Annotated in this window: 22 protein-coding genes; 8 read left to right on the top strand and 14 right to left on the bottom strand. The window is 68.8% G+C overall.

Annotated features, from left to right (window positions below; all coding sequences use genetic code 11):
• Positions 1 to 4: 4 nt before the first annotated feature.
• The 3 genes from E1287_RS08230 to E1287_RS08220 all read left to right on the top strand — a co-directional run bounded on the left by E1287_RS08230 (position 5) and on the right by E1287_RS08220 (position 3312).
• Positions 5 to 1003, top strand: a complete 999-nt coding sequence (locus E1287_RS08230; RefSeq protein ID WP_131964246.1) for an RNA polymerase subunit sigma-70 — start codon at positions 5 to 7, stop codon at positions 1001 to 1003.
• 5 nt (positions 1004 to 1008) lie between these two features.
• Entirely contained in the window at positions 1009 to 1725 is a 717-nt protein-coding gene (locus tag E1287_RS08225) for a DUF6069 family protein (RefSeq protein WP_131964245.1), read from the top strand.
• A 222-nt stretch (positions 1726 to 1947) separates the two neighbouring features.
• Positions 1948 to 3312, top strand: coding sequence for a glutamine synthetase family protein (locus E1287_RS08220; RefSeq protein ID WP_131964244.1), 1365 nt, complete (start codon positions 1948 to 1950; stop codon positions 3310 to 3312).
• A gap of 34 nt (positions 3313 to 3346) precedes the next feature.
• Here the strand turns inward: E1287_RS08220 and E1287_RS08215 are convergent, their stop codons facing one another.
• The 7 genes from E1287_RS08215 to E1287_RS08185 all read right to left on the bottom strand — a co-directional run bounded on the left by E1287_RS08215 (position 3347) and on the right by E1287_RS08185 (position 11580).
• On the bottom strand, positions 3347 to 4123 hold the full coding sequence (locus E1287_RS08215; protein WP_131964243.1) for a sulfotransferase family protein: 777 nt from the start codon (positions 4121 to 4123) through the stop codon (positions 3347 to 3349).
• Positions 4124 to 4200: 77 nt separating this feature from the next.
• A complete protein-coding gene (locus E1287_RS08210) occupies positions 4201 to 5562 on the bottom strand; it encodes an alanine racemase (protein ID WP_131964242.1) in 1362 nt (453 codons plus the stop codon).
• Positions 5559 to 6269, bottom strand: a complete 711-nt coding sequence (locus tag E1287_RS08205; RefSeq protein WP_131964241.1) for a 2OG-Fe dioxygenase family protein — start codon at positions 6267 to 6269, stop codon at positions 5559 to 5561. Before E1287_RS08205 ends, E1287_RS08210 begins: the two co-directional genes overlap by 4 nt.
• 40 nt (positions 6270 to 6309) lie before the next feature.
• Positions 6310 to 7569, bottom strand: a complete 1260-nt coding sequence (locus E1287_RS08200) for an ATP-grasp domain-containing protein (RefSeq protein ID WP_131964240.1) — start codon at positions 7567 to 7569, stop codon at positions 6310 to 6312.
• 205 nt (positions 7570 to 7774) lie between these two features.
• Positions 7775 to 8935, bottom strand: a complete 1161-nt coding sequence (locus tag E1287_RS08195) for a N(5)-(carboxyethyl)ornithine synthase (protein ID WP_131964239.1) — start codon at positions 8933 to 8935, stop codon at positions 7775 to 7777.
• A gap of 292 nt (positions 8936 to 9227) precedes the next feature.
• Positions 9228 to 10943, bottom strand: coding sequence for a SpoIIE family protein phosphatase (locus tag E1287_RS08190; protein ID WP_131964238.1), 1716 nt, complete (start codon positions 10941 to 10943; stop codon positions 9228 to 9230).
• 142 nt (positions 10944 to 11085) lie between these two features.
• Positions 11086 to 11580, bottom strand: a complete 495-nt coding sequence (locus E1287_RS08185) for a DUF5994 family protein (RefSeq protein WP_131964237.1) — start codon at positions 11578 to 11580, stop codon at positions 11086 to 11088.
• Between the two features lie 595 nt (positions 11581 to 12175).
• Here E1287_RS08185 and E1287_RS08175 point away from each other — a divergent pair.
• Positions 12176 to 12379, top strand: a complete 204-nt coding sequence (locus E1287_RS08175; RefSeq protein ID WP_131964235.1) for a cold-shock protein — start codon at positions 12176 to 12178, stop codon at positions 12377 to 12379.
• Between the two features lie 162 nt (positions 12380 to 12541).
• Positions 12542 to 14083, top strand: coding sequence for a DEAD/DEAH box helicase (locus E1287_RS08170; RefSeq protein WP_131964277.1), 1542 nt, complete (start codon positions 12542 to 12544; stop codon positions 14081 to 14083).
• Between the two features lie 61 nt (positions 14084 to 14144).
• Here E1287_RS08170 and rox read toward each other — a convergent pair whose 3' ends face one another.
• The 5 genes from rox to E1287_RS08145 all read right to left on the bottom strand — a co-directional run bounded on the left by rox (position 14145) and on the right by E1287_RS08145 (position 19357).
• On the bottom strand, positions 14145 to 15578 hold the full coding sequence (rox, locus tag E1287_RS08165; RefSeq protein WP_131964234.1) for a rifampin monooxygenase: 1434 nt from the start codon (positions 15576 to 15578) through the stop codon (positions 14145 to 14147).
• Positions 15579 to 15809: 231 nt separating this feature from the next.
• Entirely contained in the window at positions 15810 to 16889 is a 1080-nt protein-coding gene (locus tag E1287_RS08160) for an endonuclease/exonuclease/phosphatase family protein (protein ID WP_131964233.1), read from the bottom strand.
• Positions 16890 to 16912: 23 nt separating this feature from the next.
• Positions 16913 to 18214 carry an aspartyl protease family protein gene (locus tag E1287_RS08155; RefSeq protein WP_131964232.1) on the bottom strand — a complete coding sequence of 434 codons (1302 nt, stop codon included), beginning with the start codon at positions 18212 to 18214 and terminating at the stop codon, positions 16913 to 16915.
• A gap of 112 nt (positions 18215 to 18326) precedes the next feature.
• Positions 18327 to 18782, bottom strand: coding sequence for a VOC family protein (locus E1287_RS08150; protein WP_243718731.1), 456 nt, complete (start codon positions 18780 to 18782; stop codon positions 18327 to 18329).
• Complete coding sequence (locus tag E1287_RS08145; RefSeq protein ID WP_131964231.1) at positions 18779 to 19357, bottom strand: dihydrofolate reductase family protein; 579 nt, start codon at positions 19355 to 19357, stop codon at positions 18779 to 18781. The genes E1287_RS08150 and E1287_RS08145 overlap by 4 nt, the downstream gene beginning before the upstream one ends.
• Positions 19358 to 19477: 120 nt before the next feature.
• Between E1287_RS08145 and E1287_RS08140 the strand changes: the two genes are divergently transcribed.
• Entirely contained in the window at positions 19478 to 20347 is an 870-nt protein-coding gene (locus E1287_RS08140; protein WP_131964230.1) for a LysR family transcriptional regulator, read from the top strand.
• A 276-nt stretch (positions 20348 to 20623) separates the two neighbouring features.
• Here E1287_RS08140 and E1287_RS08130 read toward each other — a convergent pair whose 3' ends face one another.
• On the bottom strand, positions 20624 to 21562 hold the full coding sequence (locus E1287_RS08130) for a hypothetical protein (protein WP_131964229.1): 939 nt from the start codon (positions 21560 to 21562) through the stop codon (positions 20624 to 20626).
• 43 nt (positions 21563 to 21605) lie between these two features.
• Positions 21606 to 22385, bottom strand: a complete 780-nt coding sequence (locus tag E1287_RS08125) for a GNAT family N-acetyltransferase (RefSeq protein ID WP_131964228.1) — start codon at positions 22383 to 22385, stop codon at positions 21606 to 21608.
• A 69-nt stretch (positions 22386 to 22454) separates the two neighbouring features.
• Here E1287_RS08125 and E1287_RS08120 point away from each other — a divergent pair, with 69 nt between their 5' ends.
• Positions 22455 to 23273: an SCO2525 family SAM-dependent methyltransferase gene (locus tag E1287_RS08120; RefSeq protein ID WP_347813957.1), complete on the top strand. Its 819-nt coding sequence runs from the start codon at positions 22455 to 22457 to the stop codon at positions 23271 to 23273.
• A gap of 5 nt (positions 23274 to 23278) precedes the next feature.
• Positions 23279 to 25129, top strand: a complete 1851-nt coding sequence (locus tag E1287_RS08115) for an SCO2524 family protein (protein ID WP_131964226.1) — start codon at positions 23279 to 23281, stop codon at positions 25127 to 25129.

Here is a 25129-nt window from a genome sequence, read left to right as displayed (position 1 = left end):
CGTGATGGGTGCGGACAGGCGGCTGGAGGAGCTGGGCGGGAGCGGGCTGGGCGAGGTCGACGAGCCGGCGTTCTCGGGGCTGGCGGAGCGGCACCGGCGGGAGCTGCACGTGCACTGCTACCGGATGCTCGGATCGTTCGAGGACGCCGAGGACACCGTGCAGGAGACGTTCCTGCGCGCCTGGCGGCGGCGGGAGACCTTCGAGGGGCGGTCGACGTTCCGGGCCTGGCTGTACCGGATCGCCACCAACGCCTGCCTGGACCTGCTCGCCAAGCGCCGCCCCGAGCCCGCGACCGGCGGCGAGGTGCTGTGGCTGCAGCCCTACCCGGACCGGCTGCTGGACGAGCTGCCCGCGGGCGAGGCGGACGAGCCGGAGGCCGTCGCCGTCGCGCGGGAGACGGTCGAGCTGGCGTACCTGGTCGCCGTCCAGCATCTCGCGCCGCGCCCGCGCGCCGTGCTGATCCTGCGGGACGTGCTCGGCTGGCCGGCCAAGGACGTCGCGGAGATCCTCGGGGACTCGGTCAACTCCGTGAACAGCGCGCTGCAGCGGGCCCGCGCCGGCATGCGGGAGCACCTGCCCGCCGAGCGGCAGGACTGGACCGGCGGCGAGGAGGACGCCGAGACGCGCGAGGTGGTGCGCCGCTACACCGAAGCCAGCGTGGCCACCGACGTCAGCAGGCTCGCCGCACTGCTGGCCGACGACGTCCGGTGCTCGATGCCGCCCACCCCGGGCCTGTACATCGGCCGCGACGCGGTCGTGAACGACTGGATCGAAAGCGGCTTCGAGGGCATGCAGCACCTGCGCGCCGTCCAGACCTCCGTGAACCGGCAGCCCGCCGTCGCCTTCTACCAGCGGCGGGAGCGCGAGGGCGCGTACCTGCCGCTGACGATCGACGTCCTGCGCGTCACCGGCGGAGCGATCACCGAGATCACCACGTTCCACGACGACCAGTTCCCACGGCTCGGACTGCCCGAGCGCCTGCCGGCGGACAGCACGGAGTAGTCCCGGTGCGGACGCTCACGCTGCGCGGTGGCGCGCGTGTCGCGGTGGCCGCTGCCGAGTGGCGCGACGCGTTCGCCGTCGTCACCCGCGGGCGGGTGCAGCTGGAGCTGCGCGACGGCCGGGCCGGACCGGTCCTCGGACGCGACGCCGGATTCTGGCTCCGCGGCACCGGCGTCCGCGCGCTGCGCAACCCCGGCCGTCGCACGGCGACGGTGCGCATCCTCACCCCCAGGGCCAACACCAGTCACTCAAGCATCGAGGACAACATGAACAACATGCATGACACCGGGGCCGTCCCAGGCCCCGCACCGAGCCAGACCAGCCACAGCCACCGACTCCGCGGGCTAGCCGCGACCGGCTTTCTCGCCACCCTCGCCGCAATGGCGGCCACCACCCTCGCCGCCGCGCTCGCCCAGGCCGCCGGCGTCGACTTCGAGATCTCCGACGGCGGCGAGACGATCCCGTTGTCCGGGTTCGCCGTGGTGACCGGCTTCTTCTCGGTCGTCGGCGTCGTCATCGCCGCCGCTCTTCTTCGCTGGAGCGCCCGCCCCGCTACGCGATTCGTGTGGACGGCGGTGCCGCTGACCGCGATCTCGTTGATCCCGCCCCTCCTCTCCGGGGCGAACACCGCCACTACCGCCGCCCTCCTCGGGCTGCACCTCGTCCCCGCGACGGTGATGATCCCCACCCTGGCACGAACCCTCCAAACCCGAACCGTTTGACGCCCCCGCCACACCTCCATTCCAGGTCCTCTTCTTGGTCATGGAACTGTATTTCGGATCAGCTTTGGAAGGCGGGAGTGCTTTACCATCCGCGGGAACGTGACAAGAGCGTTCGTCGGCCAGTTGACGTAGATATGTCGGCTCGGAAATGGTCGGCGCGGCATAGCCCGGGGTATAGGCGATGGTGTTGGCGTCGGTGAGGTGGATGGTGAGGTTGACTCCATGGATGCGGATGAGCGATCGCGGCGGGCTGAAGTCGCGCGTCGTGCGGCCGAGGGGCTTGTCGCGCGTCGGGTCAGTGGAGTTGTCATCACATGGGTCGATACGAGCGGCATCACCAGAATCAAGGCGGTGCCGCGGAGTCGGCTGGAGCACGCCGCCGCCTGGGGTGTCGGTATGTCGCCCTCATTTGACGCCTGTATGGTCGATGACTCGATCTTGAAAGGGCGCTTTTCCCGTGGTCCGGTAGGTGACCTGCGCCTGCATCCCGATCTCGACAGGCTGGCTGTGCTGGCCGCGCTTCCGGGGTGGGCTTGGGCGCCTGCGGATCGATTCGACCTGGAAGGCGGACGGCATCCGCAGGACGCCCGTGGTCTGGCGCGCCGTGCCGTTGCACGCCTCGCCGCCGATGGTTACAGCGTACGCGCCGCGTTCGAGATTGAATGGTCGGTATCTGTTGGATTCGGTGACGATTTCGTCCCCGCGTGCACCGGTCCGGCCTACGGAATGACCCGCCTTATGGAGCGGTCGGACTATCTGCGGGACGTGTTGGATGCGGTGACCGCAACGGGCATCTCGGTGGATCAGATTCATCCCGAATATGCAGCAGGCCAATACGAGATATCGGTCGCGGCCGCGGATCCGGTCAGCGCCGCCGACACCGCGGTCCTGGTGCGCGAGACGATCCGCGCGGTCAGCCACCGTCATGGCCTGCGCGCGAGTTTCTCGCCGATGGTCGTCACAGAGGGCATCGGTAACGGCGCGCATGTGCACATCAGCCTTTGGCGGGACGGCCACAACATGATGGCCGGAGGCGATGGGAGGTACGGCCTCACCCGGTCCGGCGAGGGCTTTGCCGCTGGCATTTTGTCCCGGCTGCCCGCGCTTTTGGCGATCGGGGCGCCATCGGCGGCCAGCTACTTGAGGCTCGTTCCGTTCCATTGGGCGGGCGCGTTCGCCTGCTGGGGGTGGGAGAATCGCGAGGCGGCGCTCAGGTTCGTGACCGGGGCCGCCGGAGGCCAGGCTCAGACGGCCAACTTCGAGCTCAAGAGTTTCGACGGGGCCGCCAACCCCTATCTCGTAATGGCCGGCGTGCTCGCCGCGGGCCACGCCGGACTCGTGGAAAAGGCGTCCCTCCCGGCGCCCATCGACGTGAATCCGGCGACGCTGAATGGCGAGGACTGCGTTGCCGCGCTTCCGTCCTCATTGGAGGAGGCCGTCCAAGCGCTGGAGAGCGATGCTGTGCTGGGCGCGGCGCTGGGTGAGGCGATGATCGACACGATTTGTGTTGTCCGTCGAGGCGAGGCTGCCCTGTTCGACGGCTGCAGCGCCGAGGAGATCGTCTCCCGGGTCCGGTGGAAGTATTGAGGCGTTCCTCGGCCGGAAGCTTCCGCCCTCACCTTTATGCCGCACCGGCAATCTGACCGAGGCCCATGATGTGGTCGTGAACTTCGACCGCCTGGTCGTATATGCGCCGCCGCAACGGATCCGGCTCCATCGGCTCCCAGTCCGGCGGCAGCTCGGGGTCGGGAGGGAGGACGCCGCGGCTGCCTTCGAGTACCCGATGCCATTTCTGCTGGGAGTCGCGCTCGTCCGGTGACCAGTGCCTGATTCTGCCGTCGATCCAGTTCGTCATGCAGGTGTCGAAGCTCAGGCCCAGCCAGTGGCACAGGTCGAGAAGGACGCGCTTGGGTTGCATCCGGAAGCGGTCACCCTCCACGATGCGGCCGGGGTGACCCAGCTCCTCCACCACCCGAATCCACATCCGGTTCAGTGCGGTGAAGCCGAACTCGTCCTCGGTGAAGTCAGGCTTGAGCCGGCTGAGCGAAAGCCATACCCGAGCCGGGTGGCGGACCACGAAAATGTTGGTCCAGGTGGCTAGGCGGTCGCTGGGCACGTACGGCTCGGCTTGAAAGCAGAGGTCCTTGATGAGCGGGATGGGAGCGGTAATCGCCTGGAGTTGCGTATGCACGTCGGGCATTCCGTACGACAGTTTGTGCGGCTGATCGCCGTACCGGTCGCTCCGGCGTTGGTCGCTGAAGTAGTAGCAGTCGGTGAACGGCTCGTGGACGGGCTCGATTTCCGGATGCTGTGACAGGCTCTTCTCAAGTGCGGTGGACACCGAGCGCGGCACGGCCCAAAGCGCCACAGCGGGCGCGGCCATCTCGTCCGAACTCACTTGGACGGGCACCCTGGCCGGGATCGGATCGGAGTCAACTCCTGGCGATCGTTGTCGCAAAGTGCGGGAATTGTCGCTCACAATGCGCGTCCCCTCTGGACGGTCGAGCGGGCCGCGCGAACCGGTACCGCCGCGCTCATCAGGTCTTCGTGGGTCTCGGCCCGCCAGGCGAGCTCGGCGGTCTGGCCGGACACCGTCACCGTCGCCGGACGGAGCCGGTTGAAGCTGGTGGCGCGGGAGAACCCGTAGGCGCCGGCGTCCTGGACGGCGACGTAGTCCCCGACCTGGAGCGTTTCCGGCAGGTCGATGTCGATGCCGAAGACGTCGCCCTCATAGCAGAGCGGCCCACCGACGAGGCAGGGCCGCAGGCGGCCGGAGTCCGGGACGAGCGGCGTGAAGGAATGCGCCTCGGCGACGCCGGCGGTCGGCAGCAGGTTGAGCCCGCCGTCCAGCAGGATCCAGCGGTGGTCGCCGAGGTTCTTTTCGCCGACCACGCGCGTCAGCAGGACTCCTGCCGCGGAGACCAGGGCGCGGCCGGGCTCGGCGAACACGGTGAGGTCACCGAGGTGGTGACGACGCAGCGTCTCGGTGAGTCCTTGTGCGAACAGCTCAAGGTCGAAGCGCGGCCGTTGGGCGGACGGTGGCCCGGCCTGCCCGCCAGCCCGTACCTCGCTGAGCGACGCGACCGCGCCAGGGATCCGGTGTATGCCCTCGACGCCGAACCCGCCGCCGATGTTGAGAACGGTCAGTTCCGCGCGAGTCCGCAACCGTACGGCCCAGGAGCACACGGCATCCAGCGCCGCCAGCAGGTTGCCGGTCCGGACGATCTGGGACCCGAGATGGCAGTGCACGCCGGTCAGCCGGAGCGCGGGCTCGGCCATGATCTTCTCGACGACCTGGTCCGCGGCGCCGTCCGCGATCGGCCAGCCGAACTTCGACGGCAGCGCGCGTTCGACCGGCCCGCCAGGTTCGGCGAAGACGTTGTGCGGTGGGTACACCCGCAGGCCGACCGGCAGCGGCCCCTTCCCCCGCCGGGCGGCGAGCCGGGCCAGGACGGCTATCTCCTCGACGCCGTCGATGTTGACGAAGACTCCGTGCCGAACCGCTTCGGCCAATTCCTCATCGGTCTTGACCGGGCCGTTGAACACGATCCGTTCGCCGGGCAGCCCGCAATCCAGGGCCGTGCGGAGTTCATAACCCGACACGACGTCCACGCCGAGGCCCTCGGCCGCCAGCGTGGTAACGACGGCGGGCAGGTAATTGGTCTTCAACGAGTAGAGCAGTTGTACCGCGGCCGGTTTCAGAGCCGTTGAGAGCGTGGCGGCATTATCGCGCAGGCGGTCGAGCGATACGACGTACAGCGGGGTGCCGAACTGGTCCCCGAGTGCCGTCAGGTCAATGTCGGAGAAGCCGGGGACGGCTCCTTCGGCCACTGTCATCGAGCACCTTTCCCGGTCGCCGTGGCGAGGCGTTCGAACTCTGGGCCGTACTTGCGATTCCCCCACCGGTTGAAGGCAACGATCCACAGGTCGCGGTGGCCACCTGTCTCGTCGCGCGGAACGATGTCGGTGGCGTAATGCCACATGGCGGCGTCGTCGTAGACCAGCGCCTGGTTCACCTGGAGCGTGACGGTGAAGAACGGTTCACCGCCACCGGTCGGCATGAGCTGGTTCTCCCCGCCGTCGATGTTCTCACGAGCGAAGACGGCGAGCATGCCGTACTCGTGGCCGTCGCGGTGCGGGCCCTCGGGCACCGAGACGCCGTGTACCTCGGCATTGGTGACGACCCTGCACTGGTGGACGTTGATCTGCCAGTCGTCGTTCTCGTCCAGCGCGAGCGCCTTGGCGCCCGCGTCGATCTGCGGGGTGGGGTCGATCCGCAGCGGTTCGAAATTCCGCTGCACTCCGCCGACATAGGAATTGACCTCCGGAGACTGCAGGAACGGACGGTGCTTCAGCAGTTCCAGTTCCCACCCGTCCGCGGCTGCGTCCCATGTCATCTTGTACTGGGAGAAGCGACGATAGCGCTGTTTTCCTCCAGCGTAGGGATCCATGGGAAGATGGCCGAACTCGCTGAGAACCCTTGGATCCGGCCGGGGAATGTCGATGACCTGGTAATCGTCTCCGGTGTGGATGAAAGAGCCCATGCTCGCACTCCTTACCTCGTCCGACGGCAGGGGGCTTCGGTCAGTCAACAAGGAATGAGATTTGATTGAAGGCCGCCTCCGCGAGCCTCAGCGCCTCGCCCGCACTGGAGGCCTCCGCACGCACTTGCCCGTACGATTCGTGGTTGCTGACGAGGGCGGCCACGCTGTCGCCTTCCCCGACCATGAGGAGTACCTCCACGACGCCCGGGGCGCTGCGTGCCGCGTCGAGCCCATCGACTCGCCGGATCGTCCCGGCGACCGGAAAGCTGATCTTTCGGGTGGCGGCGCCCCGCCGTTCGGTAACGGTGAGATCGGGCCTGTGGCCCACATGCATAGCCAGGGCCTGACGCCGCGTCGCCAATCCCAGCGCCGCGTCCACGAGCTCGGGAATATCCTCGCCGGCCAGGCGCGCATTGATTTCGATGAGGCGTGGCCCGTTTCCCGTCATGCGGACCTCGGTGTGTGCGGCTCCGAAATCATGTCCGATGGCGCGCAGCCCCGCCACCGCCGTGCCGGCCAATTCCGCGGTGATGGGGTCGGGCAGCAGGCTGGGGAAGACCTGGCCGATCTCGGCGAAATACGGATGCGCGCTCACTGACTTGTCGACGACGCCGAGCACGGTGATCTGCCCGTCGACCGTGAACGTCTCGACGCTGACCTCGTAGCCGGGGCAGTACTCCTCGACCAGCGCGCCCGGCAGCCGGGCCTGGCCGCGCCGGTCCAGCCGCTGGGCGTCGATATTCTCGAACAGCCGCGCGACCTCATCGGGGTCACGGCCCAGCGCCACATCGGTGCTGGCCGACTCCGTCATCGGTTTGACCACGCAGGGAAAGCCGACCTTCTCGGCGAACGCCACCGCCTGCTCGGCGCTGGTGACCTGCATGAAATCGGGGGACGGCACGCCCGCGTCGCGGCAGACCTCGCGAGTGAACAACTTGTTGCGGGCCAGGGCGGCGGCGTGCGGGCTCAAGCCCGGCAATCCGAGTTCCCTGGCGGCCTCGGCCACCAGTGGAAGGTTGTAGTCGCACTGCGTATATATTCCCCGGACGTCCCGAAACTCAGAGATGCTCCGCACCGTTTCGATGACCGCCGACACCGAATTGGTATCGGCCGTCATCACCAGAACATCATCTCTACCGAAAACGTTAGCGGACCGAGGAAGTTTCTTATAGCGCTGAAGATCATTCGTTAGGAAGACGGTGGCGAGGTCGAGTTCCGCCGCCACGACAGGCCACAGAATTCCCTCCGGCGTCAGTTGCGCCTCGACCACTACGAGCGTTGGCGTGTCGCGACGTTCCAATCGTCCCGTCCTCCCCGCCGGCAGAGGCGATCACACGATGGTGGTGACACCGAGCAACATGAGAACACACCATGAAAGATCTAGCAAGGATTCCAGTCAAGTCGGAGCCTTGCGCGACAGGTGAATAGGCTGATCATCGGCAAGGAGATCCCGGAACGGATGGACTGTATTGGCAATTCCCTGCCGACCTCACCGACAGCGTCGGTCAGAGCCGGGGGTGGGGGTAGGTGGGCGAGCGGTGCTGGAAGGACAGGATGTCGGGATTCTGGACGACGCCGTCGCGGATCTCCACGGCACGCTCGATGATCGTGTCGGTCCCCTGGGCGGAGGAGCCGGTGAGGACCGTGTGCAGATGCGGCAGCAGCGCCTCGCTGATCTCCCAGGTCGCGGAGTCCCACAGGTAGGACGGGCTGTGGTCCACGCCGTAGTGGCGGACGTTGTCGCCGACCGTGTACATGGGGTCGTCGAACGAGGTCGGACGGGCCCATTCGAAACCCATCCCCGCGTCGCAGGACACGTCGATGACGAGGGTGCCCGGGGGGAAGAGCGGCAGGTCGCCGGCGGTGGCGAACATGAGCGGGGCGCCGGGGTCCTGGAGGACGCAGTTGACGATGATGTCGTGCCGGGCGAGGAAGGCGGCGGCCGGCACCATGCCGTCGCCGGTGAGGACGCGGGTGAGGGCCGGGTCGTCCGGGTCCCGGTCGAAGTGGACGATCTGGGCCGAGTGGATCGGCGAGGCGACCGCGCTCACGCCCCGCTGCGTCAGGACGTGGACATCGTGGACACCGTGCGCGTTCAGAGCGGTGACCGCGCCGCGGCCTGTCGCGCCGAAGCTGATGACGGCGGCGCGCCGCCGCCGTCCATAGGCGCCGGTGCCGCCGGTCAGGGCAAGGGCGTGCAGCACCGAGCAGTACCCGGCGAGTTCGTTGTTCTTGTGGAAGACGTGCAGGGCGAACCCGCCGTCGGACGTCCAGTGGTTCATCGCCTCGAACGCGATGAGCGTCAGCCGCCCGTCGATGGCGAGCTGGGTGATCTCCGGGTCCTGGACGCAGTGCGGCCATCCCCACAGGGTCTGGCCCGGGCGCATCCGCTTGAGGTCATCGGGTTGCGGTTTGAGGATCAGGACGACGTCGCAGCGGGCGATGAGCTCGTCGCGGGACAGGAGCCCGGCGACCTGCGGCGCCAGCTGCTCGTCCGGGACACCGAACCGTTCGCCGTATCCGCGTTCGAGATAGACGCGCGAGCGGAGCGCGGGGTCGAGCCGGTCGAGGTGCTGCGGGTGGATCGGTTGCCGGCGTTCGTTCTCCTTGCCCGATCGCGCGGTGATTCCGAGCGTCGTGCCGGTCGGCGTTCCGCCGCCGTTCAATTGACTGCCGGGACGTAGGGACGGTGGAGGGACGATGCGTCCCCTCCGGCATGGCCTCGGGTGGGCATGAGTCTCCGATCGTTGACCGTTGGAGGTCTGAAAAGGCGTCGCCGGACGTGCGGTCTGTCACGATCCGGCGGGTTGCGAAGATCAGAGAAGGAGGGCCGCTCCGGCGGCCGGGGTCGCCGGCGTGCGGGTCGACCGCGAGCGCGGCGCCGTCTTTGCCGGACGTCCGCAGTGTACGCGCGCCGCCCCACTCACCCCGTCCCAGCCTCTGGGCGAGGCGTGGGCGTCAGCCGGGGATGCGGAGGGCCAGCAGTGCTACGTCGTCCTCGCCGCTGGGCTCCGCACGCTCCAGCAGCTTGTCGCACAGGTCGGGCAACGGGAGTTGAGCCAGGTGGGAGGCGTGGCGGCGGAGGCTGGTGAGACGGTCGGACAGGTCGGAGTCACGGGTTTCGACGAGGCCGTCGGTGTAGAGCAGGAGGGTCGAGGACGGCGGGAGGACGCGCGTGCTGTCAGGACGGGTTCCGGTGAGGTCGGGGTCGCCGAGCAGGGTCCCGTGCTCGTCCAGGAAATGGGTGCCGCCGTCGTGGGTGATCAGCAGAGGTGGCGGATGGCCGGCGTTGCACCAGCGCAGGTGCCATTGTCCCGCCGGGTCTTCCGCGACGCGGCCGAACACGGCGGTGGCGAGTTCGGCGTCGCTGACGGCGGCCATGACCCCGTCCAGGCGTGCCAGCACCTTGCTGGGCGGCTCGGCCATGTCCCAGGCCAGGGCCCTGAGCATGTTCCGGACCTGGGCCATGCGGGCCGCGGCCGGCAGGTCGTGGCCCTCGATGTCGCCGATGACCAGTCCGGTGGCGCCGTCGGGCAGTACGAAGGCGTCGTACCAGTCGCCGCCGACCCAGCTGTCCTGCGTCGCCGGCACGTACCGGGCCTCCAGCCGCAGATCGCCCGGCTGCGGCAGCGGCGCGAGCAGGTTGCGCTGCATCGCCTCGGCCGTGTTGCGCTGCTGCGCGTACAGGCGGGCGTTGGCCAGGACCAGACCGGTGCGGCGCGCGACGTCCTCCACGACGAGCCTGTCGCCGGGCCCGTAGACCTGCCCGGGACGGGAGTAGCCCAGCGTCAGCGCGCCGTAGGTCTCGCCCCGGGCCGCCAGCGGGGCGATGATCGCGTTCTGGGCGTCCATGACCTGGAAGAGTTCGTGCTGGGCGGCGGCCAGCGGTTCGTCGGAGCGCTCGCCGTCGTCGCCGCTGACGACGACCGCGGGGCCGCCGCGCAGGACCCGGGCCAGCGGCCCGCGCGGTATCCGCGGGAGGGGCGGAAGCGGCCCCTCCAGGCCGGCGATATCGGCGGAGGACAGTTCGTGGTGCGTCGCGGCCACCCGCTCGACGCGGCCGTCGGGAATCAGCAGGTCGACCTCGGCCCAGTCCCCCAGCGCGGGAACCACGAGCCGGACCAGCCGCCGCAGCAGTTCCTCCTCGTTCAGCGTGGACGCCAGCACCGTCGTGATCTCGGCGACCAGCGTCAGCCGGGAATTGGCGCGCTGCACCTGGGCCATCCGGTCGAGCCGCTCGCGCTCGACCGCGATCCGGTCGGCGGCGTCCTGAAAGACGATGACCAGTCCGGCCGGTCCGGGCGCGTCCTCCTCGCCGGTGTAGATCGGCGCGGACGACCAGGAGCACATCACCAGCCGCCCGTCGCGATGGGCGAACCGCTGGCCGTCCCCGTGGTCGGGGATGCCGGTGCGCAGCGCGTGCATGAAGCGGCAGTCACGTTCCGGCGGGACGTGCCCGTCGGCGTCGCGGTGCAGAAGCCCGTGCATCGGCCGTCCGAGCACCTCGTCGCGGGTGTAGCCGAGAAGCTGCTGCGCGCGCGGATTCCATGCCGTGATCCGGCCTGACTCGTCGGTGGCGAGAACCCCGGAGTTCATCGCCTCCACGAGACGGTCGTGGGTCATGCCCTGCCGATCGTCCACCTGCCCGGTCATCCCCACCCCCCGGATCGACATCAGGTTCTTTCCCCTCGGTTCATCGCGAACACTCCCGGCCCAGGTCGTTCGCGCGGGAGGTGATGTGGCCGAGGGGCCCCTTCTGGCCGGAGGTGGTCGGCGTCGTGGTCGGCGTCGGGACGCGGGTCAGCCGCCGAGCGGGTCAGCCGCCGAGCGGCTCAGCGATGGCGGACGGGATGTCGCAGGAGGCCAGGATGTCCTGCGGCTGCGGGACACCGATCTCGGCCGCGCACCTGGCCAGGGCGTCCTCCGCCGACGCCGGCGTCGTCTCGGGCGGGATGACGAGAAGCAGCAGCGGGTCGGCGCGCGCGCAGGTGAGCGCGACCATGTGGTCGAGGTGGGCCAGCCAGCCCACTCTGACCTCGCGTCCCAGGACGGTGATACGGAGCGGGATGTCGTCCCAGTCGTTGAAGTCGATGGTCACGCGGGCGGCCGCGTCCGGCGGAATGGCCAGGGCGGTCAGCAGTTCGGTGAGTTCGGCTGCGGTGTCGCGGGATCGCGGCCACCAGCCCCCGTTCATGACCCCGCGTTCGGCGCGGCCGGGGGCCAGACGCAGGCGTGGCCCGGGCGCTGTCATGAGCTCGGACGCCGTGGTCGTGCCGGGCGGGAAGGCGAGCGGTGCGGTGTCACGGGCCATGAAGGGCCCCATTCTCGGTCCGTACGGAACCGGTACGTGTGTCGCCGGGAACGCCTCCGGCAAGGCGGCCCGCGCTCGAAAGCCGGGACGGATTCAGAGTTTGAAGAGTTTCGCGTATGGGGCGGAAATCCTGACTTTCCCGGACCCGAAATCGACCAGGAGGGATCCTCCGTGCTCGACTTCCACCACACGTCCAAGGCCGTACTTGTCGTGGGTCACCCGGTCTTGGAGCGCGAACTTTCGGAGGGGCGGGGCAGCGGACGGAGGCGGAAAAGGGCTGGTGGGCAGATGCCGCCGCCTGGCGGAACCGGACGGTCTCATTACTCCAGTATGCGCGGCAACCGAGCATTATGGAGGATCTCCCGGCACCTGATACCGAAATCACAACCGCGCAGGCCGGCCGCAGCCCCGCTTCCCGTTCCGTTCTCCGGACCTGTGGTACTGTTCAAGCAGTTGCGGTTCCCATAGACATGTTCGTGCGCCTGTCGGATCTGACCTCAGGCGCATTTTTGTTGTTCTGGATCTTCCGGATGGGCCATCGCGGCGATCTCGGCCGCACACGGTGTGCGGTCGTGACCGACCAGAGGAGATGACCATGGCCACCGGCACGGTCAAGTGGTTCAACGCCGAAAAGGGCTTCGGATTCATCGAGCAGGACGGCGGCGGCGCCGACGTCTTCGCCCACTACAGCAACATCGCGGCCCAGGGCTTCCGCGAGCTCCAGGAGGGCCAGAAGGTGACGTTCGACATCACCCAGGGCCAGAAGGGCCCGCAGGCGGAGAACATCGTCCCCTCCTGATCGCCCCGGCCCTCGCGGCCACGATTTCGTCCCACCACGCGACCCAGGCTCCCCCGGTCGCGACCCGGTTCGTTCTTGCGAATCCTCCGCGTCACCTGGGCAGAGCGTTCCAGCATGGCGGAGCACTTCCTCGACACGCACCGTTTCGAGGAAGGCTCCGCCATGTCACGCAATCCCCACACGTCGTCCGCCCGAAAACGCTCCGGCCCTCGTCCCGGCTCCGACCGCCGCCGTACTGAACAACGGCGCCGGCCCGCTGCGGAGTCCGCACGCCCCGAGGCGTCCACGCGCCCCGAGGCTTCAGCGCGTCGGGAGGCGTCCGCCGCATCGTTGCCCCCGGTCGAAGCGTTCTCCGACCTGCGCATGCCGGCGCCGCTCCTGGCGGCTCTGACCCGCGAGGGCATGACGACCCCGTTCCCCATCCAGGCCGCGGCGCTGCCGAACGCCCTCGCCGGCCGGGACGTCCTCGGACGCGGCCGCACCGGTTCCGGCAAGACCCTCGCCTTCGGCCTGGCGCTGCTCACCCGCGTCTCCGGCCACCGCGCCGGGCCCCGCGAACCGCTGGCGCTGGTCCTCGTCCCCACCCGCGAACTCGCCCAGCAGGTCACCGCCGCGCTCACGCCCTACGCCGACGCGCTGGACCTGCGGCTCACCACCGTGGTCGGCGGCCTGCCGATCTCGCGCCAGGCGAACGCCCTCAAACGCGGCGCGGACGTCCTGATCGCCACTTCCGGACGCCTCGCCGACCTGATCGAACGCGGCGACTGCCGGCTCGGCCAGGTGCGGATCACCGTGCTCGACGAGGCCGACCAGATGACCGACATGGGCTTCCTGCCGCAGGTCACCCGGCTTCTCGAACAGACTCCGCGCGACGGGCAGCGGATGCTGTTCTCCGCGACCCTGGACCGCAACGTCGACCAGCTCGTCCGCCGGTTCCTCAGCGACCCCGTGACCCACTCCGTCGACCCGCCCACCGACGCCGTCACCACGATGGAGCATCACCTGCTCCATGTGGCCGACACCGACAAGCACGAGACCATCGTGCACATCGCCGCGCGGGACGACCGGGTGATCATGTTCGTCGGCAAGAAGCACGCCGCGGACCGCCTCGCCCGCAAACTCACGTCCCGCGGCGTCCGGGCCGCCGCGCTGCACGGCGGGAAGACCCAGTCCCAGCGCAACCGCGCCCTGGACGGCTTCCACGCCAAGGACGTCACGGTCCTGGTCGCCACCAACGTCGCCGCCCGCGGCATCCACATCGACGACCTCGACCTCGTGGTCAACATCGACCCGCCCGCCGACCACAAGGACTACCTCCACCGCGCCGGGCGCACCGCCCGCGCCGGACGCACCGGCACCGTGGTCACGCTCGTCCTCCCCGACCAGCGCCGCGAGACCAACGCGCTGATGTCCCAGACCGGCGTCACCCCGCGCACCACGCGCGTCCGCCCCGGCGACCCCGATCTGGCCCGCATCACCGGCGCCCGTCCACCGGCCCGCGACGCCGCCCCCAACGCGGCCAACGCTCCCAAGGCCGCCAAGGCCACCAAGGCCACCAGCGCCCCCAAGGTTGCAAGGGACGCCGCCCGTCCCCGCAAAGCGACGCCCGCGTCCCCAGCCGCCCGGCACGAGGACGCCCGCACCACCCCTAAGCGCCCTAAGCGCAACGCGCGGCGCCGCCGCGCGTCCTCCCTCAACACCTGACGCGCCGCTCCGCTGTTGCCGCCGCCCAGCACGGCGGCAACAGCGGAGACCGCGCGCGACGTCAGTTGGCGGGCTTGCCGAACCAGCGGGTGAGGTGGTCGTCCAGGTCCTGCTGATCGTCGCCGATCCAGGCGACGTGGCCGTCGGGACGTAGCAGGACGCACGGAACGTCCAGCGCCGCAGTGGGTTCCGCGAGGTAATCGACCCGGTCTGACCAGCCGCCGACGGTCAGGCGTTCGGTGCGGTCCAGCAGCAGCCCGCGGCCGCGATGCAGCCGACCGTAGAGGCGGCCTTGGCTCAGGTCGAGGTCGCGCAGGCGGCGGCCGAGCAGCTCGGGGCCTTCGCCGAAGTCGTAGCGGATGCCGATCGCGGTGATCTTCTCGATCAGACGGCGGTTCACCTCGTCGAGGTCCATCAGTTCGGTGAGCAGCCTGCGGACGGCCCGCGGGCCCGGTTCGGTGGACAGCAGTTCCATCTGGGCGCGGGTGTTGTCCAGCACGTCCTCAACGACCGGATGGCGTTCGGCCTGATAGGTGTCCAGCAGCGTCTCCGGGGCCCAGCCGCGGATCTGCGCGGCCAGTTTCCAGCCGAGGTTGAACGCGTCCTGCACGCCCAGGTTGAGGCCCTGGCCGCCGATGGGCGGGTGGACGTGTGCCGCATCGCCGGCCAACAGCACCCGCCCGACCCGGTAACGCTCGGCCAGCCGGGTGGCATCGCCGAAGCGGGACAGCCAGCGCGGGGAGTGCACGCCGAAATCGGTTCCGGCGATGGCGCGCAATTGCCGTTTGAAATCCTCGAGGGTGGGCGGTTCGGCGCGGTCGCTGACTCCGGCAGCGGGGACGACGACGCTATAGACCCTTTCGCCGAAGGGCCTGAGCCAGAATGGCCTATGGGTCTCGCTGATCTGGGTCACCTTGGCGGCGATCTCCTCCTGCGGGACGCCCACTTCCATCTCGCCCATCAGTGTCTCGGTCCGCGAGGGCTCGCCGGGAAAGCCGACGCCGAGCAGTTTGCGGACCGTGCTGCGCCCGCCGTCACAACCGACGAGATAGCGCGAACGCAGCTGCTCCCCGAAGGCCAGCTCGACGGTCACGCCCTCGCCGTCCTGCTCGAAACCGGCCACCGCACACCCGCGCCGGACCTGCGCACCCAGTCCGATCGCGTGCTCTTCGAGCAGGTGAACGATGACAGGCTGCGGGATGCCCAGCAGGTAGGCGTGCGCGGAATCCAGGCCCTCGGGCGCGGGTTTGGGGATGGCGGCGAAGAAGCCGCCGGCCGGACGCTGCCTTCCGTGTTCGCGAATGCGATCCAGCAGTCCGCGCATCGCCATCAGTTCGAGACTACGAATATGCAGGCCGACGATGCGGACGAACGATACGGGCTCGGTTTCCTTCTCCAGAACGAGTACCCGCACATCGTGCAGCCGCAGTTCGGCGGCCAGCATCGCGCCGGTCGGCCCGCACCCGGCAATGATCACGTCGAATTCGAGGGGCATTGGTGGTGCCTTTCGGGAGTGCCTTGTCAGAAAGGCGCTCCCGGCGACACCTACGTCAATCGCCCGACCGTGACCGGAAGGGGAGCACCCACTTCGATACAGCGTTCATGGGTCTCACCTCCTTGGGCGGTGGCACGGTCAACTGCAAGCTACAAGCCCGCCTGTGACCCCGTCCAACCCTTTCCGGCCACGGTCGACGATCTGAGCCCGGCCGCCCGACCGGACCGGTGCTCACCAGCTGATTCCGGCCGCCACCGGCAGGTGGTCGCTGCCGGTGGCCGGCAGCACCCACGAGCTCGCAGGCTCCACGCCGCGGACGAGGATCTGGTCGATCCGCGCCACCGGGAAGGACGCCGGCCAGGTGAAGCCGAAGCCGTCCCCGGCCGCGTCCTGGGCCGAGCGCATCCGTGCCGTGATGCCGTCGAACGCGCGGTCGTCCGTGGTGCCGTTGAGGTCGCCGAGCAGCACCATCCGCTCGTTCCGCTCGGCGGCGACGGCCTCGGCGAGCGCCTGCGCGCCCCTGTCGCGGTGGCCCGTCGAGAAGCCGCCCCTGGGATTCACCCGTACAGACCCCAGGTGGGCCACATACACCGCCAGCGGACCCCGGTCCGTGGCCACCGTTGTGCGCAGCGCTCGCGTATAGGCCAGCTTGACGTGGGCGGGCTTCGTGTCCGCCAGCGGCCCGGCGTCGATCTTGGTGTCGACCGGCCGGGTGTCCGACAGCGGCAGCTTGCTCCACAGCCCGACCGTGCCCTGCACCGTGTGGTGCGGGTACGCCTTCTCCAGCGCCTTCTCGTAAGTGGCCCGGGCCTGCTCTGTCAGCTCCTGCAGGGCCAGCACGTCCGCTCCGGAGGCGAGCAGGTCACGGGCGGTACGGGGCGGATCGCGGTTGTCGGCGCCGACGTTGTGGCTGGCCACGGTGAGGTCGCCGCCCGCCTGGGACTTGTCGTTGAGCAGCCCGCCGAACAGGTTCAGCCACACCACGACCGGCAGCAGCAGCGCGGCCACCGCGGAGGCCGAGCGGCGCCACAGCGCCCCGGCCAGCAGTACCGGGACGAACAAGCCGAACCACGGCAGGAGAGTCTCCGCCAGGCTGCCGAGGTTCCCGATCCGGTTCGGGATGTGCGCGTGCAGCAGCATGACGAGACCCAGCAGCAGTGCCAGCGCCGCGAGCACCAAGCCGCGCTTCCACGGCCCCGGCCGCGAGCCGATGCTGATCACGCGGCGGACACCCCCGCGCCAAGTCCCGGCATCCGCCTCCTGGACACCGGCGTCGCCCTGCCCGATCTCGACCGTGTCCACCTGCGTCATCGTCTGTCCTGGCTCACGTCCGGTCACTGCTGCATCTTGCCGCGGGCGATGTAGAGGTTCATGTCGGTGAAGTCGAGCGTGATGTTGTAGGGCTTGTGGAAGCAGTGGAAGAAGGCGCCCGGCACATCGAACCCGAAGGGGTCGAGTGTGCCGTTCGGGTGCGTCTGGCAGTACACCTCCTTTGCGACGGCGTCACCGAGGCGGATCTCCGTCGGGTAGCAGGGATAGGTGACGGCCGGGTGGCTTTGGGCGAACGTCCCGATCGGACGGTCGTAATCGGTGCGGATCTTCAACCGCTCGGCCGTGTCCCCGCGCAGGACGGCGGCGCTCTCGCCGCTTCCGCCGAGGTTCACACCCACCACCCGCGTGCCGGAGCCGGCGATGCTGCCCAAGCTGTGCACATATTGCTCACGGGCCAGCCACAGCGGCAGGGGCTTCGCGCCCACCCGAATGGCGGCGGCGCGTGCCTTCCTGGCCGATTCGGCGGTACGGCGGCGCAGGATCAGCGAGCGGCCCGCGTAGTCGAACGTGGTCAGCAAATGGTAGAAGACCCACGTGCCGATCATGCCGTCGCTGTCGGTGTCGACGTCTTCGCCCGACTCCGTCGACGACCAGCCCACGGGCACGTTGCGCAGTTCGATGCCGCCCAGCTTGAACGAGTCCAATATCCCGTAGTGGGCCCACACGGCGCCGTTCTCGAAATCGATCTTCTGGCTGGAGACGGGGCTCAGCCCGGCTTCCTTGGCCACCGACGCGCGCATGCCCAGATTCGGGGCGCCGGTGTAGAACGTGAAGCGCTTCGGCGGCCCGCCGTTGACCGACGCCTCCACCAGCGGCATCGGGTCCATCTGCTGGAACGGCAGCCGCGCGATGTCGCCGTGGATCTGATACGCCTCGCCGCGGACGGCCGCGAACCATTTGGCGTAGGCGTCCTCGCCGATCGCCTGCCAGTGTGGCGCGGACAGGGAGAATTTGTCCTGCCGGATGTAGCAGTCGGCCAGGTAGTAGTTGGTGTCCCTGTCGGCCGGAGCCAACTGGAGCGCCATTTTGAGATACTTTTCTGCGACGGGGAACTGGTTGGACAGGAGCCCGACATAGCCGCGCCGCCGGGCCGCGTGCATATTCTTGGGATCTGTTTTCAGGATCTCCTCATACGCGCGGCCGGCCTGCTCGAATTTCCCAGCCTTGAACAGCGCGTCCGCGTCACCGCCGCGGGCTCGCGCCGTCGCCGCCTTGCCCAGCAGTGGCGTGGCCGCGGCTGCACCGGCCACTACAGCGGCCCCCCGCAACAGCGAACGCCGGTTCCATTCCCCGTCATCAGCCATGCCCGTCTCCTTTTCGCGATCACCTTCCCCACTTTTCTAGCGAGCGGACGGTCACAGCACGGTGCCCAAAGCTGTGACCCGGCTGTGACCGAGGTCTGAGTTCCGTCCGCCGTCAGGATCGAACGGTCTGACCGTCGGGTCGGTCCTCGCTCGCTTCGCTACGTGCGAGCTCCTGGAACACGGTGATCTGGAGGCCGGCGGGAGCGTCCAGGCGGGAGTTGAGGGATTCCCACGGGGTGCGGGTCGGCGGGGCGAGCAGTTCAGCGCCCGCTCGGGACAGATGATCGGTGACCTGCTGGGCGTCCGCGACCTCGAAGGCCACCCGGAGCCTCGGGCTGATCCGCCGTCCCACCTCGACGCGGTCGATCATGTCGACCTGCTCGGGGCTGGAGATCTCCAGTGTCGCGCGGCCGACGTCGAGGATCGTGACCCGCTCGCCGCCGTCCTGGTGGAGTTGGAGTTCCTGGGCCGCGCCCAGGACGTCGCGGTAGAACCGCACGGCTTCCTCGTAGTCGCCGGCCTCGACGACCAGGCGCATCTGCAGGACGCCGCGGGAGGACGCCGTCACCGGGGCGTCGGGCGGTAGACCAGCTCCAGGGTGTGGCCGTCGAGCGTGCGGCTCTGGAGCAGTTCGAGGTCGAAGTCGCCGGCGCCGCCGAGGATCGGGCTGGTCCCGGTCCGTCCGGAGACGACGGGGAAGATCGTGACCTGCAGGCGGTCGACCAGGCCGGCGGCCATCAGCGCCCAGTTCAGCGACAGGCTGGCCTGCGAGCGCAGCGGCACGTCCGACTCCTTCTTGAGCCGGGCGACGATGTCCACGGCGTCGCCGCTGACGATGGTCGCGTCCGGCCAGCCGAGGGTGTCGCGCAACGTGGAGGACACCACCGTCGCCGGCATGCGCATCGTCCGGACGTTCCACTCGTCGAGCGTGTTGGGATCGATGCCCGAGGTCATGATCTGGGCGGTCTCCCGGAAGGTGGTGGCGCCGAAGACCATCCGCTGCTCGGTGTCGAACTGGGCGGCGCGGTGCGCCAGCAGCTCGGGGCCCTGCTTGCTCCAGTACCCGCCCCAGTCGGCGCCCTCGATGTAGGAGCCGTAGCCGTCCAGGGTGGAGAAGACGTCCCAGGTGTAGACAGCGGTCATGTCGATTCCCATCTCGCTCGGCGGCCGGTGGACGTTCGCGTGCCCACCAGCCTGGGGCAGCGATAGCGATGAGTCCAATGCATTGTTGTCATGCGACCGATCGTGTTTCACAATCGCTGCGTGAACCTCCAGCAGCTGAACTACGTCGTCGCCGTGGCCGAGCTGGGCAACTTCACCCGCGCCGCCGAGCGGTGCTCCGTCGTGCAGTCGGCGTTGAGCCACCAGATCGCGAAGCTGGAGCAGGAACTGGGCGCCCGGCTCTTCCACCGCACGAGCAGATCGGTGGCGTTGACCCCGGCGGGCGCGGCCTTCCTGCCCGCGGCGCGCGACTGCCTCGCCGCCGCGGAGCGGGCGCAGGCAGAGGTCTACGCGGCGACCGGAGAGATCCGCGGCCGGCTCGCCGTCGGCATGATCCCGACGGTGGCGGCCGTCGACGTCCCGGCGGTGCTGCGATCCTTCCACCAGCAACACCCGAAGGTGCGGATCAGTCTCCTCACCGCCGGCAGCGACGCCCTGGCCGACCAGGTCCGCGACGGTGCGCTCGACGTCGCCTTCCTGGGCCTGGCCGAGGACGTCGAGATCCCCCGCCTCAACAGCCGGCCGCTCGCCCGCGACCCGCTGGCCGCGCTGCTGGCGCCCGGCCACCGGCTCGCCGGCCGCCGCCGCATCCGGCTGGAGGAGATCGCCGCCGAGGAATTCGTGGACTTTCCCGGCGGCACCTCCGGCCGCGTCCAGGCCGACCACGCCTTCCGCGCCGCCGGCCTGGAGCGCACGGTCGCCTTCGAGGTCACCGACCCCCACATCATGGCGCGGCTGGTGACCGAAGGACTCGGCGTCGCGCTCCTCGCCTCCGCCTACGCGGTACGGCTCCCCGCGGTGTCCGTCGTCCCCGTGGTGAACACCTCGCACCGCATCGAGCACCTGATCTGGAGCCGGCTCGGCCCGACCCCGGCAGCGAACGCCTTCATCACCCGCGCGATACGGCCCTAGGAGTTCGGCCGATATGACGCTCCCGCCGTGAGCGCCACGCCAGGACGGGGTTCGTTCCAGACGCCGCTGGCGGCGGTGCGCCTGGCGTACTCGGCGAAGTCGGTGGGTGGACGGCCCACCGCCTGCTGCACCCCGTCGGTCAGGTGCGCGTTGCGGCCGTCCAGGACGATGGAACGCGGATCACCGCCGTACTCCCGGCATCTGCCAAGTATCCACGACCATTCCCCCCAAACCGCTGCGTCGGCTGCTCGGGGGCCGTGGCCGGCCAGGGGACGGTCAGTGGTCCACACGGCCCGGGGCGCCGTCCTCGGCCAGTTGCCAGAGGAGTTCGAAGCGTTCCTTGCACTCGCGGGTGTAGTCGGTCCGGGTCCGGAGGCGGGTCATGAAGAAGCCGAGCTGGCGGTTGGAGGCCGGGACGACCTCGTAGGCGACCTCCTCGTCGAAGAGGATGAAATCGGTCGGGCTGTCGAGGATGGCCGGAATCTGGTTGTAGCGAAGCGCTCTCACCTCGATCCCGGCGCCGCGCTGCTCCTGGGTGATCGACCGGAAGTCCTCGTCGTTGAAGTCCGGCTCGCCCTCCATGATGAACAGGCGGCGGATGATCACACCCCGGGCCTTGGCCTCGACCTGGGCCTTGAGGTAGCGCCGGCCGTGCTCGCTCGTCCAGAAGCCGCCGCTGAAGTTCTCCCCCTTGCCGTCGACCGTGGTGGTGCTCGTCGCGTCGAGGGTCTTCATGGCGGCGTTGGTCAGCTGAAGGATCCAGTTGTGGTCCTCGCCGTCGCAGGTCGCCTCGCCCTCACCCCGGCTGAGGCTGTCGATCAGGTCGGTGTCGCCCTTCACCACGATCTCGGTGAACCGCCTGATCAGCGGCGGGCAGTCCTGGCCGAAGTTCACCACGGCCTCGCGGAACCGGGTGAAGGCCTCGCGGTCGAGGGCCGAGTCGCCGAGTGCCTGCTGCCATTTGGACGACTCGATGGCCAGATCGGTGGCGCGCATCCACCGTTCGATCCCCTCGACCCGGCCGTCGAAGTCGATCAGCAACTGCACCAGCATGATCACGCCGCCGATCAGGACGGACAGCGTGAGCGACTGAGCGACGGGCTGGTCGGCGACGTAGTTCGTGATGACGAAGGCGAAGGCCCCGGCGCCCGCGGCGGCGGCGATCCGTCTGATCAGGGCGCCGGTGGTGATGGACGGTAAGGGTTCTCTCGGCACGCTCAACTACCTCCAGATATGAGCTCCGCGCGGCCGTCCCTGATCACTTCTGCTGGACCACGTAGCTGGCCTTGTCGTGGAACCCGAGGACGGCTCCGCCGTCCGCGACGAGCCGGCCCAGCGTGTCCCGCACCGCGCTGCGCCAGCGGGCGGCCAGATCGGAGGCGTCCATGCGGGTTCCCTCGATGTCCGGGGGCACCTCCAGCAGGACCGTCTCGGATTCCGTCGGGCGGACCTCCGGTCCCCCGTCCGGCCGGACGACGAGCAGCCGCTCCGCATCGTCCGGAACCTTGATCGGCGCCGGACGGCCGCGCTGGACCGCCTCTCTCACGTCCGGCTCCGTGATGTGCCAGACGACCCTGATCCGGTCGGACCGGTCGTGCCCGTTGATGGCGTCCGGCATCTGGCCGTAGTGGTTCTCCAGGTACGCCTCGGCGCGCGCGCCGAGCTTCGCGAGGTTGAAGTGCGCGTTGCGGCGGACGAGCGGGTCGAAGGTCCAGATGATCCGCTCGATCCCGTGGTCCATCGCCCAGCGCCGCTGGTGCAGCTTGAGTTCCAGGCCCGCGTGCGGCTTGACCGCGCCTGTCACATAGGACAGGAGCGCCCGGCTATGCGGCGGGCCGAAATGGCCTACCGATGCGCCGACCAGCGTGTCTCCGAGAAACGCCCCGGCAACGTAGTTCCCCTCATACGCGTAACCGCGCATGATCTCGCGGAGGATCGAGAGTGCGCCGTCCTCGAACCCCCAGATCCGGTCGAACAAGTCGCAGGCCGCGGCCAGCTCGTCGAGCTCCCGTAGTTCCCGGATTACAAAAGCGGACATGCCCACCTGCCTGGGATCGGGTGCGCTCTTGATCCAAGATGCGCGATCACGTATACATTTCTACAATGAATGCGGGACGTTTCGGGAGGACTATTGCCCATGCACCGCGAGACTGATCTTGGCCAGGAACGGTCAGCGAATTCGAGTTTCAACCGAGACGTTTCGTGGCACCAGATGGACCTGCCGACGTACTGGCAGTCCAACTACCAGGATCCGCACGGGGACGACCTGAGCTTCGTCGCAATGATCGGTGCCTTCATGGTCGATCATCTTCAGGGCAGAAGCGACCTCCAAGGCGTCGACGTCGGCACCGGCGCCAATCTCTATCCCGCCTTCTCCATGCTCCCCTTTTGCTCCGCACTGACACTGATCGACCTGTCTCCCTCCAGTATCGACTGGCTCACGGGCGAGCTCGGCGGTTCGCTGGCGGCCTGGACCCCCTTCTGGGACGAGTTCGCCAAGATCCCTGCGTACGCGGCCGCCGGCCCGTTGCACGAGGCCATCGGGGCCCGCACCCGGATCGAGATCAAGCAGGCGTCGGTCTTCACCCTCCCCGACGAGCAGTGGGACGTCGGCACGATGTTCTTCGTCGCCGAATCCATATCCGGGGACAGGGAGGAGTTCAGAGCGGCGCTCGCGAGGTTCGTCAACGCACTCCGGCCGGGCGCTCCGTTCGCGGTGGCGTTCATGGAGAACTCCGAGGGCTGGCGGGTCGGCGATCAAGATTTTCCGGCCGTGGCAGTATCCATCGCGGACGTCATCTCGTCCATGCCTTATTGCACACAACTGCACCATGTGAAACGGCTGAGTGCGGAGGAGGAGCCGATCCGACCAGGGTATACTGGGATGATCTTGGCTTGCGGTATCAAAAGATCAACTGAAAGCTGAGCACGATGAGGATTCAGCCACGCGAAGAACTCCTCAACCTCTGGCGCTCCGTCGTGAAGGTCTCGCTCGATGGGGACAAGTGGCAATGGGGCGGCCGGTACGACCGAAATTCCATCAGTGATGCCGAGCAGCTCCTGTGCATCATCTATCCGGCGACGGTTCTTCCCTACTTCCGGATCGACCAGCCCGACGACACCGCCGACGACATCCTCGAGGTGCTCCGGCCGTTCGGCGACGAACTGGACATCCCCCAGCGCCTGATCGAGTTGCTCATCGAGCACATCGAGTACTACACCGAGAACGACGGCCCCTCCTTTACAGGAGGCAGTTACTTCAAGAGCTCCAAGGAGGGCGTCGAACCCACCCCGGAGCAGATGCAGGTCGACGTCGTCGACTCGTTCTCGATGGCGGTCTCGCTCATGCTGAGCACGCTGTCGCTCGTCCGCGGCTTCGGCACCACGGTGATGAACCCGGAGGTCGAACGCCGCCTGCGCCACCTCGAGCGGATCGCGAACGTCCGGCTCACCGCCGCGATGGTCGGCCTGCTGCGCAGCTTCGTCATCAACGTCTTCACCCCCGACTCCACCGAGGGCCGGGCCCTGCTCGGCACGGTGAACCGGGCCGGCCGCTCGAATCGCCAGGTCGCCGAGGAGCTGCGCTCCTCGCTCCAGGAGATCCGGGCCTCCCTCGGGGACGTGACCTTCGGTTTCCGCCAGCAGCGCGCCACCGAGCTGATCGAGAACCGCAACCGGCTGTTCGAGATCGGCTGGACCTGGGGCATCGCCGAGGACGCCCCGGAGGTGGAGATCGCTCCCTCGGTGACGAACCAGCGCAGCGGCATCGCGGAAAGCGCGCCCTTCCTCTACTTCACGGTGAACGCGCTGGACGGCATCGCGGACCTGTTCTCCGGGCGCACGACCGTCCTCGGCCTCCTCAACGAGGAGCAGCAGCGCCTCGCCAGCGCGCTCAAGCTGCGGTGGGAGCTCACCCAGCGGTACTGGGGCACGATCGCGACCTTCGGCGACGCCCGCAGGTGGCCGCTCGAGGACCTGCCGTGGCGCACCACCGACGACCGGGAGTCCGACCACTTCAGCCTGCTGATCGTCTCCCTGGTGCTGCAGGACCAGGAGGTCCGCGGCACGAGCACCATGGAGCTCCCGCGGCTGGCGGACATCCTCACGAAGCTGGGCGAGCGCGGCCGCGTGACCAGCCGCGCCACCCGGGACGACGCCGCCGTCCGGTACCACACGCCGGGGACGGAGATCCAGCTCGGCGGCAGCGGCACCGCCGAGGAACCCGACCTGCTCTGGCGGCTCAACGACTTCTCCCCGCTGCTGCTCAAGAACGTCCTGCGGCTGGCCAGGCTGTCCAGGGACCCCGAGCTGCGGCAGGACCTCGTGCAGACCGCGGACGAGATCTGGGAGCACGTCTTCCGGCGCCGGATCGAGCACTCGATCCACGCGGGGCTCTGGGACGACGCCGCGAACGTCTTCGAGGGCCTCAAGAAGCACAACGACCGCCCGTCCTGGTACTACACCGAGCGGATCGTCGAGTGCATCGTCATGGCGATCAGCCTCATCCGGGATCCGCTGCCGCGCAGCGGGAGCATCCACTCCTACGCCCGCGGCATCCTCAGCGAGACCGACAACCTCTTCGATCTGGAGCTGCTCGAGGCCAACGTGGTCGACCGGGGAGCGCTGCGCGCCCAGCTGGAGGAGGCGCGGCTCAACCTCAACCACGCTCATGAGATCGCCTCGCTGCGGCCCGCCACCGCCATCGGGATCGCGATGGAGATCCTGCGCATGCTGGAGAGGGTCGGCGTGGCCCGGCAGAACGCCGCGGAAGGGACCGGCTGA

The sequence above is a fragment of the Actinomadura sp. KC06 genome (genome assembly GCF_004348735.1).
In the GTDB taxonomy this organism is placed as follows: Bacteria; Actinomycetota; Actinomycetes; order Streptosporangiales; family Streptosporangiaceae; genus Spirillospora.
The sequence above is the reverse complement of the archived record's forward strand: the minus strand, read 5'-3'. Positions and strand labels throughout refer to the sequence as shown.